Genomic DNA, 15,466 nt, shown 5'->3' with positions numbered 1-15,466 from the left:
GTACCGGGCGGGCCGCCACGCAGAACGACCCCCGTCCCTCCACGCGGAGGGACGGGGGTCGCTGCACACTGCCGCCGGCCGGGAGGCCGGGCGGCTGGCGATCGGGGCGGTGATCGGGGCGGCCGGGCCGGTCCGGGCGGCCAAGGCGGCCGGCCGGGAAGACCGGTCGGACCGGCCGTACCGGTCAGACCTTGAGGGCCTTGATCGCGGTGGGGGCGTGGCCGGGCTCGGTCGCGAGCTCCTCGAACTCGGTGACGTCGCTCATGTCGACCGTCTTGCTCATCGAGATGTTGGTGATCCGCTCCAGGATCGCCTCGACGACGACCGGGACCTGGAACTCCTGGGCCAGCTTCTTGGCCTGCTCGAAGGCGGCGCCCAGCTCGTCCGGGTCGGTGACGCGGATGGCCTTGACGCCCAGGCCCTCGGCGACCTTGACGTGGTCGACGCCGTAGACGCCGAGCTCCGGGGTGTTGATGTTCTCGAATTCGAGGTTGACCTCGAAGTTGATGCCGAGGCCGCCCTGCGCCTGGCGGATCAGGCCCAGGTAGGCGTTGTTCACCAGGACGTGGACGTAGGGGACCTTGTGCTGCGCGGCGACCGCGAGCTCCTCGATCATGAACTGGAAGTCGTAGTCGCCCGAGAGCGCGACGATCGGGGTCTCCGGGTCCGCGGTGGCGGCGCCGATCGCGGCGGGGATGGTCCAGCCGAGGGGGCCGGCCTGGCCGCAGTTGATCCAGTTGCGCGGGCGGTACACGTGCAGCATCTGCGCGCCGGCGATCTGGGAGAGGCCGATGGTGGTGACGTAGCGCGTCTCCGGGCCGAAGGCCTTGTTCATCTCCTCGTACACGCGCTGCGGCTTCATCGGGATGTTGTCGAAGTGCGTGCGGCGCTGCAGGGTCGCCTTGCGCTCCTGGGCGGAGGCCGCCCAGGCACCGAAGTCGGGCAGCCTGCCCTCGGCCTTGAGCTCCTTGGCGATCTCGATGAAGAGTTCCAGGGCGGCCTTCGCGTCGGAGGCGATGCCGAAGTCCGGGGCGAAGATCTTGCCGATCTGGGTCGGCTCGATGTCGACGTGGACGAAGCGGCGGCCCTTGGTGTAGGCGTCCAGGTTGTAACCGGTGTGGCGGTTGGCCCAGCGGTTGCCGATGCCGAGGACGAAGTCCGACTCCAGGAACGTCGCGTTGCCGTAGCGGTGCGAGGTCTGGACGCCGACCATGCCGGCGCTCAGCTCGTGGTCGTCCGGGATGGTGCCCCAGCCCATGAGGGTGGAGATGACCGGGACACCGGTCAGCTCGGCGAACTCGACCAGCAGGTCACAGGCGTCGGCGTTGATGATGCCGCCGCCGGAGACGATCAGCGGGCGCTCGGACTCCAGCAGGAACTGCAGGGCCTTGGCGGCCTGGGCGCGGGTGGCGCTCGGCTTGTAGACCGGCAGCGGCGCGTAGGTCTCCGGGTCGAACTCGATCTCGGTCAGCTGGACGTCGATCGGGAGGTCGATCAGGACCGGGCCCGGACGGCCGGAGCGCATCAGGTGGAAGGCCTCCTGGAACACGCCCGGGACCTGGGCGGCCTCCAGGACGGTGGTGGCCTTCTTGGTGACCGGCTTGGCGATCGAGGCGATGTCGACCGCCTGGAAGTCCTCCTTGTGGAGCTTGGCGACCGGAGCCTGACCGGTGATGCACAGGATCGGGATCGAGTCCGCGATCGCGGAGTACAGGCCGGTGATCATGTCCGTGCCGGCCGGGCCCGAGGTGCCGATGCAGACACCGATGTTGCCCGCCTTGGCACGCGTGTAGCCCTCGGCCATGTGCGAAGCGCCCTCGACGTGTCGGGCCAGCGTGTGCTTGACGCCGCCCACGTTCTTGAGCTCGCGGTAGAACGGGTTGATCGCAGCACCGGGGACACCGAACGCTTGTTCGACACCCTCGAGCTTGAGGATCTCCACTGCAGCGGCGGCGGCTGTCATACGAGGCATCGACTTCTCCTGCGGGTCTGGCGGTCAGGCTTTTCCGTAATGCGGAAGTTTTGTTCTGCTATACGGAACAAGCTAAGTGGCGGCTCCCCACACGTCAAGGCGGTCCGGCACCCCGGAAGCCACCAAAAGCCGCCTCCCGCTCGGTGTGTTGCACAAAAGGCGGGATCATCGAGGGCAATCCGCGGGCACTGCCGCCCTCGCGGTCGCGGGTGGTGGAGCATGGACCCACGCACAGCGACGGAGGGGGTCGAGGCCGTATGACGGAAGCGGTACCGGTGCGCTGCCCCGCGTGCCTGCGCGAGAACGGATACACCGCCCCGGTCTTCCCCTGCGCGTGCGGGAGCCCCGTCGTCCCGCCCCTGGACCTGACGACGCCGCCCCGTCCGCTGATCCGGCGCACCTGGTCGGACAGCTGGGTGGCGGTGCGGTGCGCGGCCTGCGGGCGGGAGGGCGAGTGGCCGCGGCCCGAGCTGGGGTGTGCCTCGTGCGGCACGGTGGTCCGGCTCGCGGTGCATCCGCCGGGTGACGGCTCGGCCCGGCCCGCTCCGGGTGACGGCTCGGCCCGGCCCGCGGGCGGCCGGGCCCGTACCGGCACGCCGGCCCCGGACGCCCGGCGGCCTCCGCGCCGGGCCGCCCCGCACCCGGCGCACGTACCGCCGCCGCCGAGCGCCCCTGCGCCGAGGCCCGCCTTCCGACCGGTGACCATCCGCACCGCCCGCGACGCGGTGGCCACGGCGGCCCTGTACCTGCGCTGGCTCGGCTTCCAGGACGTGCGGCAGCCCGACGGGCGCGCGGCGCCCTCGGCCCCGGCGGACCTACGGGCTCCCGGGCTGGTGGCGCAGGTGGACCCGACCACCGCGCCGGTCGGCCTGCGGGCGGTGGAGTGCGTGTGGCTGAACGGACTCACAGCGTCCGCGACCGGCGTCTACTTCGCGCTCGCCGGATACACGCAGGACGCCCGTTCCCGCGCGGACGACCTGGGGATACCGCTCTTCATCATGGACCTGACCGGGATGCCGCAGCCGGTCAACGACCCGGCGGACGAGCTCGTCGCGGCGGGGGCCTAGGCTCGCAGGCGTCACCTGCTACGCGTCTGCCGCCGAGGAGAGCCCGATGAGCCTGTACGACATTCCGCTGACCACCCTGTCCGACGAGCCCACCAGTCTCGCCGCCCACAAGGGCAAGGCGATCCTGCTGGTGAACACCGCCTCGCAGTGCGGGCTCACCCCCCAGTACTCGGGGCTGGCCCGCCTGCAGTTCGCGTACGAGGCCAAGGGCTTCACCGTCATCGGCGTGCCCTGCAACCAGTTCGGCGAGCAGGAGCCCGGCAACGCCGAGGACATCCAGACCTTCTGCGCCGCCGGTTTCGGCGTCACCTTCCCGATGCTGGAGAAGACCGAGGTCAACGGCGAGAACCGGCACCCTCTCTACCAGGAGCTGGTGAAGACCCCCGACGCGGCCGGCGAGGCCGGGGACATCCAGTGGAACTTCGAGAAGTTCCTGATCTCCCCGGCCGGCGAGGTCGTGGCCCGCTTCCGCCCGCGCACCGAGCCCGAGGCCCCCGAGGTCGTGGCCGCGATCGAGGCGCAGCTGCCCGCGTAAGGGCGCGCCCGCCCGCCCGTACGGGGCCCCGTACAGGCCCTGTACGGGCGGGCGGGCGCGACCGGTCAGCCCGGCGCAGGTCAGGGCCAGAGGTCAGGTCAGGTCGGCCTCGTCGTACTCCCCCGCCGAGCCGGCCGCCGTCAGCTCCCGCAGCTCCACCCGGCGGATCTTGCCGGAGACCGTCTTCGGGAGTTCGCCGAATTCGATCCGGCGGATCCTCTTGTACGGGGACAGCACGGCGCGGGAGTGCTCGAACAGCGCCCGCGCCGTCTCCGGTCCGGGCTCCCAGCCCGCGGCGAGGGTGACGTACGCCTTCGGCACGGCGAGGCGCAGGGCGTCCGGGGCCGGGACGACGGCGGCCTCGGCCACGGCCTCGTGTTCCAGCAGGGCGCTCTCCAGCTCGAACGGGCTGATCTTGTAGTCGGATGCCTTGAAGACGTCGTCGGAGCGCCCGATGTAGGTGAGGTACCCGTCGGCGTCGCGCGCGGCGATGTCACCGGTGCGGTAGAGCCCGTCGGCCATCGCCTCGGCGGTCCGTTCGGGATCGTCGCGGTAGCCGGTCGTCACGCCGGCGGGCCGGGTCCGCAGGTCCACGCAGAGCTCGCCCTCGTCCGGGGACTCCTTGCCGGTGAGCGGGTCCAGCAGGACGATCCCGTAGCCGGGCGCCGGGCGGCCCATGGAGCCGGGCTTGACCGGGGACCCGGGGAAGTTGCCGACCTGGAGGGTGGTCTCGGTCTGGCCGAACCCGTCGCGGATGGTGACGCCCCACGCCTCGCGGACCTTGTCGATGACCTCGGGATTGAGCGGTTCGCCGGCGGCGACGGCCTCGCGCGGGGGCGTGGCCAGCCTGGTGAGGTCGGACTGGATCAGCATCCGCCACACGGTGGGCGGGGCGCAGAAGGTGGTCACAGCGTGCCGGTCCATCTCGTCCATCAGCCGCTCCGCGTCGAAGCGCGCGTAATTGAGGACGAAGACGGTCGCGCCGGCGTTCCAGGGGGCGAAGAGGTTGGACCAGGCGTGTTTGGCCCAGCCGGGCGAGGCGATGTTGAGGTGGACGTCGCCGGGGCGCAGGCCGAGCCAGTACATGGTGGAGAGGTGCCCGATGGGGTACGAGGCGTGCGTGTGCTCCACGAGCTTGGGCCGGGCGGTGGTGCCGGAGGTGAAGTACAGCATCAGCGGGTCGGTGGCGAGGGTCTCGCCGTCGGGGGTGAAGACGCCCTCCCGGCCGGCCGTGTCCGCGAGGCGGTGCCAGCCGGCGGGGACGTCCGGGCCGGCGGCGATCCGGGTGTACGCGCCGGGCACCGCGTCGAACTTGGCGGTGTCCCCGGTGCGCGTGATGACGTGCCGTACGCCGCCGCGCTCGATGCGGTCGCGCAGGTCGGCGGAGCCGAGCAGCGGGGTGGCGGGGATGACCACGGCACGCAGCTTCATCGCGCCGAGCACGACCTCCCACAGCTCGCGCTGGTTGCCGAGCATGACGAGGAGCCGGTCGCCGGCGGCGACGCCCTGCTCGCGCAGCCAGGTGGCGGCGGCGTCGGACCGCGCGGACAGTTCGGCGAAGGAGAGGCTCTCGCAGGTGCCGTCCTCCTCGACGATCCGCAGGGCGGTGGCGTCGTTGCCGGCGGCGATGTGGTCGAACCAGTCCAGCGCCCAGTTGAAGTGCCGGGGCCGGGGCCAGGTGAATCCGGAGCGGGCGGCTTCGTAGTCCCCCCGGCGGTCGAGCAGGAAGTCCCGCGCGGCCAGGAACTGGGCAGTGGCGCTGTTCTGCGTACGGTCGGTCGTCATGGCAGGCATCGTGCCGCGTTCGGTGTACGGACCACCAGAGCGGCGTCAGCCGTGGATTGACCCGAAGCGCACGCGGCCCCTGCCGCCGCTGCCTTCCCCGTTCCCTTCGCCGTCCTCCTCCCCCATCCCGGTGACCAGCAGTTCCGCCTCGGCGACGATCTCCTGTTTGTCCGCGGCGGAGGCCCTATCGAAGAGCTCGACGGTGACGAGGTCCCCGTCCTTCTTCCACAGGCCCGCGACGAAACCGTCGACGAGCAGGGTGCGGTGGGCCTGGTTCGCGGTCCAGGTGCGTCCCTTGAGTTCGGGGGCGACGACGCGGGTGCGGTCGGCGTGCGAGAGCAGGAGGTTGTCGAACTCCGGGAGGAAGCGGGGCGGCGCCGGGGTGTCCGGGTCGGGACGGGGCGCGTCGGGCAGGTCGAACAGCTCCACGCCGTTCCCGTCCCGGAAGACGGCCAGGCCGGGCCGCAGCCGCTCGAAGGCCTCCTTCAGCCGGGTGAGCCCCGCCCAGAGCTGCATGTCCTTGACGGAGGCGGGTCCGAAGGCGGCGAGGTAGCGCAGTACGACGTCGTCCACGGGCTGCGCCGGCCGGGCGGGCTCGCCGAGCCAGCTCTCCACAGTGGTCAGCCGGACCTGGCCGCTGCGGCCCCACACCCCGCGCGGGGTGACCTGGACCAGCGGCAGCAGGCAGCGCGCGGCGACGGACAACGACTGGGGGTCCGCTTCGGGCCACTGCTCCAGCAGGTCCCCGCGGATCTCCCCCATGGTGCGCGGCTCCGCCTCGACGAAGGCGCGGGCCCGCTCGGCGAGCCGCTCCGGGTCCACTCCGGCCAGCCCCTTGCGGAACTGGTTGACCTCCCGGTCGCGGGCGGGCTGGACGAGCGGGCGCAGTGCCAGGGCGTCCTGCGCGGTGTGCGTGTGGATGGTGGAGCGCAGGGTGACCATGCGGACGACTTCCCGCGCCTCCATCGCCCCGGCCAGCTCGGCGGGGCGGAAGCCGGCGAGGCGGGCGTGGAGCTGGAAGTAGGGCGGCTTCACGTTCTGCGCCTGGAGCCCGACGAGGTGGGCCACGGCGTCGGTCGCGGACATCTCGGCGCGGCGCAGCAGCAGTTGGCGGGCGAGGGTGGCGCGGTTCAGCGCGCGGGTGCCGAGTACGGGGTGCGTCGTCCTGGAGGCCATACCGACAAGCTAGCCCCCGTTGCGGACATCTTCTGTCCGCGAACACGGCGCAGTCGGGGGCGGGCGGCGGGAGCGTACCGGGGGCGGCGCGGGGCGCCGGTGGGGCGGGGGCCAGGGGGGCGGGGAGCCGGTGGCGCGGGGCCGGGAGCCGGCGGCGCGGGGAACCGGACGCGCCACGTCAGACCCGCATCCACCGACGTGAAAGAAAGCAGATGTCCCCTTGACCCGTATATCCTGCCCCTTGCCCGTAAACACGCGTTCGACCGGGAGCTGACCTGCGATGCCGGAGCGCCCAGAACACCGCCCGCCGCCGTCCGCCGGCAAGCGCGCCGGCAAGCTCACCGGCTGGCGCCGGCCGGTCTCCCCGCCCTCCGCTCCCCCGGCGGACTCTCCGACGGCCCCCCGGCCCGCGCCGCCGGCCCCGCAGCCCGCGGAGCACCGTAGCGTGATCGACTCGGCGGTCTACCGCGACGGCATCCGGATCGCCTCCCCCGCGACCCTGGCCGACACCTTCCGACAGCTGCGCGAACAGCCCGACGGAATGGCCTGGATCGGCCTGCACCGCCCGACGGAGATGGAACTGCACTCTCTGGCGACTGAGTTCAACCTCCACGAGCTCGCCGTCGAGGACGCCCTGGAAGCCCACCAGCGCCCCAAGCTGGAGCGCTACGGCGACACCCTCTTCGTCGTCCTGCGCGCGGCCCGCTACCTCGACGCCCTGGAGGAGGTCGATTTCGGCGAGCTCCACGTCTTCGTGGGCCCGGACTTCCTGATCACGGTGCGCCACGGCGGCGCCCCCGACCTCTCCAACGTCCGCCACCGCATGGAGGAGTCCCCGGAACTGCTCTCCCTGGGCCCGGAGGCGGCCCTGTACGCGATCCTCGACGCGGTGGTCGACGGCTACGCCCCGGTCGTGGCGGGCGTCCAGACGGACATCGACGAAATCGAGACGGAGGTCTTCCGCGGCGACCCCGCGGTCTCCCGCCGCATCTACGAACTCTCCCGCGAAATGGTGGAGTTCCAACGCGCGACCCGCCCCCTGGTCGGCATGCTCCACAACCTGATGGCGGGCTTCGCGAAGTACGGCACGGACGAGGAACTCCAGCGCTACCTCCGCGACGTGGCGGACCACGTGACCCACACCAGCGAACGCGTCGACGGCTTCCGCCAGGCGCTGACCGAGATCCTCACGGTGAACGCCACCCTGGTGTCCCAACAACAGAACGCCGAGATGCGCGCCTTGGCGGAGGCGGGCTTCGAACAGAACGAGGAGATCAAGAAGATCTCCTCGTGGGCTGCCATCCTCTTCGCCCCCACCCTGGTCGGCACCATCTACGGCATGAACTTCGAGACCATGCCGGAACTGAAGTGGACAGCCGGCTACCCCTTCGCGATCCTGCTGATGGCGGTGGTGTGCGTCAGTTTGTACGTAATTTTTAAGCGGCGGGACTGGCTCTGAACTCCTCACATCCCGCTCAGCTCTCCCTCGATTTACTCTCGCATCACTCACAGATCGGCCAAGAAGCGCCCCTGGGGAGTCCTTGGGGAGGATAGATGCGGGTGATCTCCTCGCCCTGGCCCCAAAGGGGCGTCTGACCTGGACTTTCGAGGTTCCAAGGACGCTGGGGAGAATCTGGGGAGAAGTGGAGCCGCTAACCGCTCCTCATGCCTGCGCCATCAAGCCCGTCCGCCGGCCGGTCCGAGCCCGGTCCGAGCGAAGGGTGGCACCCCGACCGGCCCGGTCCCCCTCCGGTCGTCGCGGAGGTCGGTCGGTCAGCTCGTCGCCCGTACCGCGTCCCTGATCAGGTCGGCGACCCGTGTGGGCTCGGACAGGACGACGGCGTGGGAGGCGTCCGGGAGTTCGACGACGACAGCTCCGGCCCGTGCGGCGCCGAAGCGCTGGACCTCGGGGCTGATCGTGCGGTCCGCCCCGGCCACCAGGGCCCAGGACGGTTTGGTCTGCCACGCCGCCGCGGACGCGGTCTCGGTGAAGGCGGTCGTGGCGAGCGGGCGTTGGGCCGCTGCCAAGACGGCGGCGACATCCTCGGGCACGTCCGCCGCGAACACGGAGGGAAAGGCCGTCTCCTCGATGGTGACCTCGACCCCGGAGTCGCCGTCGAGGAGCGGGTAGGTCCACTCCTTCAGGCTGCCCGTCAGCGGGGACTTGGGGAAGCTCCCTTGGAGCTGGCCGAGGCTCTCGCCCTCGTGGGGCACGTAGGCGGCCACGTAGACGAGCGCGACGACGTTCTCCGCGGCGCCGGCCACGGTGATCAGCGCACCGCCGTAGGAGTGGCCGACGAGTACGGCCGGGCCGTCGACCTGCGCGAGGACGGAGGTGAGGTAGGCGGCGTCCGACGTCAGCCCCCGCAGCGGGTTCGACGGAGCGATTACCGGGATACCGCTGCTCCGCAGTTCCGAGATGACGCCTATCCAGCCTGTCGCGTCGGCGAAGGCGCCGTGCACGAGGACGACGGTGGGGTTGGGCATGCGAGTTCTCTTCTCGGTGTCGGGCCATGGGTGGGGCGTCGTCACGACGGTCAAGGCGCGGCCCGGAATTCGGCAAGAGGTCCGTGCGACTGTTTCTCACGGTAGAGCCGTGGAAGTGGCACCTCTTGTACGTGCGCGCATCCGCGCTGTCATGACGGCGCACACGCACCTCAGCGCCTTCGCTCGTCCTGGGCGCCGGCAGTCGTCGATGCGAAGGCCGAGGTCGCCAGAGCCTGCCATTCGCTGGGGCTCATGCCGTAAGCCCCGCGGAACGTGCGGCTGAAGTGCGAGGGGCTGCTGAAGCCCCAGCGGTGTGCCACCGCGGCCATGGTGATCCTCCGGTTGGAGCGGCCCAGCTCGAGCCGGCAGAACTCGAGCCTGCGCTGCCGCACCCATTGGCTCACCGTGCTGCCATCGTTCTGGAAGAGCTTCTGGAGGTACCGGACGGAGATGTGGTGGGCGCGCGCGATCGACTCCGGTGAGAGGTCCGGGTCCATCAGATGTTCTTCGATGTAGCCGTGGATGCGGGACAGCATCTCGCTGCCGGCCCCGGACGCGTCGTCGGCCTCATCCGTCGCGTCCACTTCGAGGAGCTCCATGACCAGGACGGAGAGGAGATGTACGGCTGTCCGGGCACGCCGGTCCCCGATGGTCGACTGGCGGAACTCCGCCTTGGCGGCGAGCGCGGTCAGGAAGTCGGACGCCAGCGCCCCGATCCCCTCCCCGCCCCGTACGGGTACGCCGAGCACCTGGTTCAGTTCCGGCTCCGTGACGCCCAGATAGCACCGGGGCACCCGGAAGAAGATCATCTGGCAGTCTTCTCCGAACTGCAGCAGATGCCGTCGGGCCGGGTCGCAGAAGACCAGGTCGTTCGGCTCCAACAGGGTCTTGGCACGCTCGTGGACGACGGTGACGGGCCCACGGACATGTACGCCGAGGTAGACGTGGGTCCGGACGTTCGTCTCCGGCATCTCGGAAAGCATCTGGACCAGCCACCCCGAGCGGGGTGAGGGCGAGGCCGGATCGGGCGCTTGCCGGGGCACCCGTTCGGGCGCACGAGACATCAGTGTGAGGGTCATGGGAACTCCTGGCCGTAGGTGCGTGCGGGCAGAGGGCGGATTCACACCCCGTTCGCCGGCTCCTCGGCCAGGAACTTCTCCACCACGGCATTGAAGGCCGGCGGGTTCTCCAGGAAGGGGAAGTGCGAGCTCGCCACGTCGGAGGCGAAGACGTGCAGGCGTGCACCGGGAATCCGCTCGGCGACGAAGCGCTGCGAATCGGGGTGCACATGGCTTCCCTCACAGCCGATCACCAGGGTCGGCACATCGATCCGGGGAAGCACGTCGCGCCAGTCCTGCGCGCAGTGGTCGAACAGCAGTGGTACGCCCGCGTAGGCGGGTGTCGACCGGATCTCCTCGCCGATGAAGGCCAGCACCTCGGGATCGGGCTCGCCGGAGAACATGCCGCGCACGAAGTCGGCGCGGACCGTGTCGCCCTCCGGCCCCGCAAGGGCCGCACCCAGGTACAACAGCCCCGACACGTCGAAGATGGCACCGGAGTCCCGCTGTTCCCGCTCGGTCATCCAGGGCACGGCGGCGACCGCGGCGGGCTGGTCGACGGCGACGAAGCGCCGGATCCGTCCGGTCCCGTACTGGTCGATGAAGCTCCACCACACCGAGACACCCATGGACCAGCCCAGTGCGTCGAAATGGTCAAGACCGAGATGGTCGACGAGTTCGAGCACGTCGCGGGAGAGCCGGGCGATGCGGTAGCCGTGACGCGGTTTGCCGGACTTCCCATGGCCGCGTAGGTCGACGGTGACGACGCGACGGCCGGGCGCCAACCCCTCGATCTGGTGGCGGAACATCGCCTGCGTCTGCCCCCAGCCGTGCAGCATCACCAGCGGGATGCCCTCGCCGCCGGTGTCCTGGTACGCGAGCCGTGCGCCGTCCGTCGTGATCAGTTCCTTCATGACCTCTCCCCTGGTCAGAGGCGGTACGTCGTTCCCGCCCGTCCCGAACATCATCGAATGGGGCCCGCCGCCCGCACCACCGCGAGCTGTAGGAATCGGGCCGTGGATCCTCCTCGCTTTGTCGAAGCACGTCCGTGCTCAGAGGGGCCGTGGTCAGACGGCCCCGTCGCCGCCCGGGGCGAGGAGTTCCTCGATCCTGAGGCCGAGGTGCAGAGTGAGCCGGTGGGCGCCGTCGTCGAGGTCGAGTCCGGAGATCTCCTGAATCTGGCGCAGTCGGTAGTAGAGCGAGGTGCGGTGGATTCCCAGCGTGTCCGCGGTCCGGGGAATCGATCCCGCGTGTTCGAGGAAGCAGCGCAGGGTGTCCCGCAGCCGGTCGCCGCCATGAGTGTCGCTCAGGGTACGGAGCGGCTTCGGGACCAAAGACGCGTTCAGGGCGTGCTCGGGAAGCTGGAGCAGCACCGCGAGCTCCCCGAGCAGCTCCCAGTCACCGGCGCTCTTCAGGGTGGGCAGTCGGCGTGCCGCGCGTGCCGCCACGAGCGCCTGCTCGTACGACGTCCATGCGCCGTCCAGGCTGGGGTGCCGGCCGCCGACGCCGAGCACGGGGTCCGCCGACGGGCCCAGGAAGGTGCGGAGTTCGTCCAGGATGCGAGCGGACTGTGCGGTGACCTCGTCCTGGCCGGGTGGGCGGTCGCGCAGCTGGAGCAGTGTCGCCCGCTCCTTGCCGATCGCGATGAGGCCCTGGGGCGAGCGTGTCTGCCGGACCCCCTCCAGCGCCCCCCACAGGGCCGCCTCGGACTGCCCCACGAGCTCGGTCGCGCAGCTCAGCTGGACGACGGTGACCAGGACGTGCTCGGCTCCTCCGAGCAGTCCGAGTTCCTTGCCTCGCCGCCGTGCGGTGGTACGGGCGGCGACGTCGGTGCCGACGAGTTCGAGGACGAGGTCGCGCTCGTCGGCCTTCCGGGTGTCGGTGGCGATGTGCTCTCCGTGCATCTGCGCGGCCATGGCGTCCGCGGCCCGGGCGATGGCACGTGTCTCGTGCTCCGGGAGCGTCTTCTCGGGCACGACCACCAGGAGCAGTCCGTGGAGATGCCCGCGCTCGCGCAGGGGCACGACGTAACGGGGCAGCAGTCCGAGATCGTCACGGCCATCGATGAATCCGGCTCGGGACCACTGGGTCACGCCTTGGGCGAGGACATAGCGGATGGTCGCGTTGTCGGCGCGGCCCTGCAACAGGGTGCCGATGCGGACCGGGTCCTCGTCGCCGAAGTGGCGGCTCGTGCAGACCATGCGGACCAGCGGGTCGTCGACGGCGACGGACCGGCCGAGCCGCTCCGCGAGCTCGTCGACAAGCGCCTGGAGCTCGGGGCTGCCGGGGCGGGCTCGCTGGAGCCTGACGGTCATGCGCTGTTCCTCTCTCGACCAACTGTCCCCGCGAACTTCTCCAGTCCGCGGCTCTTGATCATTCTGAGGAAGCGACGGCGTCGGCACATCACACGAATCGTCCATTGCCATGAGGCCCACACGGGATACGAAGCGGCTACTCTCCGCTGTCGCGGTCCATCACCAGCCGGGTCAGCTCCCCGCGCGAGGTGACGTCCAGCTTGGTGAAGGCCCGGCGCAGGTGCGAACTCACCGTGTGCGGCGAGAGGGAGAGGTGCTCGGCCACCTGTTGGTTGGTCAGCCCTCGGGCCACGAGCCGGACCACCCGTATCTCCGCGGCCGTCAGCTCGGGCCATGCACCGGAGAGTCCGGGCATCGAGGGCCGGCGGCGGACACCAGCGGCCCGCAGGCGCCGGCGGACGCGTGCGACGTCCCGCTCGGCGCCCGCTCGCGCGTAGAGCGTGAGGGCCGTGTCGAAGTACGGCACCGCTTCGGACGTGCGGGTGGCCGCCAGCTTGCGTCCGGCGTCCTCCAGTGCCGAGGCCCGGGCCAACGGCCGAGGGCAGTCCTCGTACAGCCGGACGGCGCGTACGAGAGGGGCGAGGTCGTTGTCGAGGAGCCCCCGGGCGTGCGCGGCGGTGGCGGCGAGGAACGGGAGGTCGGGGTTGAGCACGGCCAGTCGCTCGGCCAGGGCCACTGCCTGCGCGGCCCGTTCGTGTGCGCCGGCACGCAGCGCCAGGCGGACGAGGACCGGGGCGTCGGCGGGGTCGACCAAGCCGGCGTAGGCCGGCCGGTCCGCGGCGGGCGACGTCATCACCTCGTCGAGTTCGGCCATGGCGCGGTCGGGCCGGCCTTCGAAGTCGGCCATCAGTGCCAGCATCCAGGAGCCGAAGTGCCGGACGACGGGTGCGCCGTCGCTCCGCATGCGCCTCGCCTCCGCCGCGTACGCTCGTGCGGTCTGCTGGTCGTCGGTGTGGAGGGCGACGCGCATCATCACGTACCGGAGCGTGACGTCGGCGAGGTTGCCCGGGGCGAGATCGTCGGTCGTCGCGGACGCGGCCTCGGCGTCGGCCCGGGCGTCCGTCAGCCGTCCGGCCTCCAGAAGAATGCGGGAACGGGTCATGAGCCACATACCGGTGGCCGCCGTCCGGCCCTGCTCCCTGGTGATCCGGATGCCCTCCTCCGCGGCGGCGAGCGCCTCCGCGGAGCGTCCGGTGGTGTTCGACAGGAGAGCGTGCCACAAGGCCTCCGGAACCCACAGCGACGTGCTGACGCCCAGAGCGTCGGCCAGCGCGACGGACCGCTCCGCCTGCCGGAACGCCTCGGTCAGGTCCATGCGGTGGAAACTCACGGCCGAGCGGACCGTCGTCAGCGTGGCCTCGGCGGAACGGTCCCCCGCTGCCGCTGCGGTCTCCCACGCCTCCGCGGCGACCTGCTCGGCCGCAGAGTGCTCGCCCGACATCGACAGGCCGACAGCGAGCATGGCGAGCAGCCGCCCCCTCACGTCGACGGGAATCCCGGGCAGTGCCGCCCCGGCGCGTGCCTGCCGGACCGCCTCGGAGAAGTCGAACGGTACGGCGAGGCGTGCCAGGGCAAGGCGTATGCGCGCCTCGTCCTCAGGTCCGAGACCGCCGGTAGCCAGGGCGGAGGCTCCCAGCTCACGTGCCTGGGCGGCCCGGCCCGTCTGCCAGAGCAGCGGGATCGTCTCGGCGATGACCCTCGGCCGCTCCGGAGCGTCCGCCGTGGTGAGTTCCAGGGCCTTGAGGCTGCGTTCCGCGGCGGGTCCGGGAGCGGTGGCCGCGAGTTCCGCCGCGGCGGTGCGCAGCCGGTCGGCCTCCGCCGCGTCTCCTGGTCCCGCTTTCCCGGCCTCCGCCGCACCTGCCGACGGCGCCGCCCTCCCGGCCGAAGGCCCGAGACGCTCGGCCGGGGAGGCCGCGTTCCCCGGCGGCAACTCGGCGGCTTGATCACGCAGGGCCTGACGCAGGGGCAGGGGGAGGCCGGCTTCGACCGCCTCGCGGATCAGGTCGTGGCGGAAGGCGAGGCGATCGCCGCTTTCGATGAACAGATCGGCGTCGAGGGATTCCCGTACCGCTGTGATGAGCGCCGCCGAGGACCTGCCGAGCAGTTCGGCCAGCAGCGCGACGGTGACCGGGGCGCCCACGGCGGCCGCCGTCTGCACCAGCTCCCGTGCCTCGCCGGACAGCTGGTCGAGGCGGCGCACGACAGAGGGGAGTGCCCGCGGGGCGGGTGGTCCGGCCGACAGCCTGGCCGTGCCGTTCTCGATCGTCACTGCCTCCCGCAGCGAGCCGAGCAGCTCGACCAGCAGCTGCGGGACTCCTTCGGCGCGGCGGGCGACGCGGAGGACGTCCGGGCCGGGAGCGGCGCCGAGGACGTCCTCGGTGATCCGTGTGGTCGCCTGGTCGTCCAGCGCTCCCAGCACCAGCTCGTGTGCGCCTGCCCGCCGGATCCGGTCCAGGGCCGTGCGCACTCCCGACGGCACGCTGCCGCCGCGCACGGCGACCAGCCACAGGATGGCGTGCGACGAGAGTCCGGCCGCGAGGGTGTTGAAGGTGAGAAGGGTCAGGTCGTCGCACCACTGGAGGTCGTCGAGGACGACGAGCAGGGGGCCGTTTCGAGCCGTCTCCCGCAGGCGGTCCCCCAGTTCCTGGAGCAGCCAGAAGCGCTGGCCGGGCGTCGTGGCGAGGTCCCTGAGACGGACGGCGCCCGACAGCGGTTCCTCGCCGGAGAGCAGACCGTCGAGGAGCGGGCCGAGCGGCACGAACTGTTCGTCGGGGTCCGCCGCTCCCTCGAACACCCTCGTTCCGCGCCGCCTCGCGGCTGCCGCGGACTCCGCGAGGATCCTGGACCTGCCGATGCCGACGGAGCCTTCGACGCGGATGATCCCGCCTTCGCCCCGGTCGAGCGCGTCGAGCCGCGCCTCGATGAACGCCAGTTCGGCGTCCCTGCCGCGCAGCGGCGTCCGTGCACCCTCGAGTGCCTCGGGCACGGTCCTTGTGGTCACTCGGTTCACGCTCATACGGCGGAACAGTATGAACCATGTGAACCACCCCGCCGCTGCCCGGCCCCGGGCC

Annotated in this window: 11 protein-coding genes; 3 read left to right on the top strand and 8 right to left on the bottom strand. The window is 71.4% G+C overall.

Features of this window, described 5'->3' with window-relative positions; all coding sequences use genetic code 11:
* Window positions 1–184: 184 nt before the first annotated feature.
* Window positions 185–1,972, bottom strand: coding sequence for a glyoxylate carboligase (gene gcl, locus ACFWU6_RS28050; RefSeq protein ID WP_383983722.1), 1,788 nt, complete (start codon window positions 1,970–1,972; stop codon window positions 185–187).
* 257 nt (window positions 1,973–2,229) lie between these two features.
* On the opposite strand from gcl, the gene ACFWU6_RS28045 reads away from it, so the two are divergent.
* Complete coding sequence (locus tag ACFWU6_RS28045; RefSeq protein WP_383983720.1) at window positions 2,230–3,039, top strand: hypothetical protein; 810 nt, start codon at window positions 2,230–2,232, stop codon at window positions 3,037–3,039.
* Window positions 3,040–3,085: 46 nt separating this feature from the next.
* Entirely contained in the window at window positions 3,086–3,574 is a 489-nt protein-coding gene (locus ACFWU6_RS28040) for a glutathione peroxidase (RefSeq protein WP_383802191.1), read from the top strand.
* Window positions 3,575–3,667: 93 nt separating this feature from the next.
* Here the strand turns inward: ACFWU6_RS28040 and ACFWU6_RS28035 are convergent, their stop codons facing one another.
* Window positions 3,668–5,359, bottom strand: a complete 1,692-nt coding sequence (locus ACFWU6_RS28035) for an AMP-binding protein (protein ID WP_383983718.1) — start codon at window positions 5,357–5,359, stop codon at window positions 3,668–3,670.
* A gap of 45 nt (window positions 5,360–5,404) precedes the next feature.
* A complete protein-coding gene (locus ACFWU6_RS28030; RefSeq protein ID WP_383983716.1) occupies window positions 5,405–6,535 on the bottom strand; it encodes a winged helix DNA-binding domain-containing protein in 1,131 nt (376 codons plus the stop codon).
* A 280-nt stretch (window positions 6,536–6,815) separates the two neighbouring features.
* On the opposite strand from ACFWU6_RS28030, the gene ACFWU6_RS28025 reads away from it, so the two are divergent.
* Window positions 6,816–7,994: a magnesium and cobalt transport protein CorA gene (locus ACFWU6_RS28025; RefSeq protein ID WP_383983714.1), complete on the top strand. Its 1,179-nt coding sequence runs from the start codon at window positions 6,816–6,818 to the stop codon at window positions 7,992–7,994.
* Between the two features lie 314 nt (window positions 7,995–8,308).
* On the opposite strand, the gene ACFWU6_RS28020 is transcribed toward ACFWU6_RS28025, so the two are convergent.
* The 5 genes from ACFWU6_RS28020 to ACFWU6_RS28000 all read right to left on the bottom strand — a co-directional run bounded on the left by ACFWU6_RS28020 (window position 8,309) and on the right by ACFWU6_RS28000 (window position 15,411).
* Window positions 8,309–9,022, bottom strand: a complete 714-nt coding sequence (locus ACFWU6_RS28020; protein WP_383983712.1) for an alpha/beta fold hydrolase — start codon at window positions 9,020–9,022, stop codon at window positions 8,309–8,311.
* 170 nt (window positions 9,023–9,192) lie between these two features.
* The gene (locus ACFWU6_RS28015; RefSeq protein WP_383983710.1) at window positions 9,193–9,993 is read right to left on the bottom strand and encodes a helix-turn-helix domain-containing protein; all 801 of its coding nucleotides are present in this window, start codon (window positions 9,991–9,993) and stop codon (window positions 9,193–9,195) included.
* Window positions 9,994–10,142: 149 nt separating this feature from the next.
* On the bottom strand, window positions 10,143–10,994 hold the full coding sequence (locus ACFWU6_RS28010) for an alpha/beta fold hydrolase (protein ID WP_383983708.1): 852 nt from the start codon (window positions 10,992–10,994) through the stop codon (window positions 10,143–10,145).
* 153 nt (window positions 10,995–11,147) lie between these two features.
* Window positions 11,148–12,395: a PucR family transcriptional regulator gene (locus ACFWU6_RS28005; RefSeq protein ID WP_383802211.1), complete on the bottom strand. Its 1,248-nt coding sequence runs from the start codon at window positions 12,393–12,395 to the stop codon at window positions 11,148–11,150.
* A gap of 136 nt (window positions 12,396–12,531) precedes the next feature.
* Window positions 12,532–15,411: an AAA family ATPase gene (locus ACFWU6_RS28000; protein WP_383983706.1), complete on the bottom strand. Its 2,880-nt coding sequence runs from the start codon at window positions 15,409–15,411 to the stop codon at window positions 12,532–12,534.
* Window positions 15,412–15,466: the final 55 nt, after the last annotated feature.

Source organism: Streptomyces sp. NPDC058674, assembly GCF_042716505.1.
GTDB lineage: Bacteria > Actinomycetota > Actinomycetes > Streptomycetales > Streptomycetaceae > Streptomyces.
This window is presented reverse-complemented; position numbering and strand designations above follow the sequence as displayed.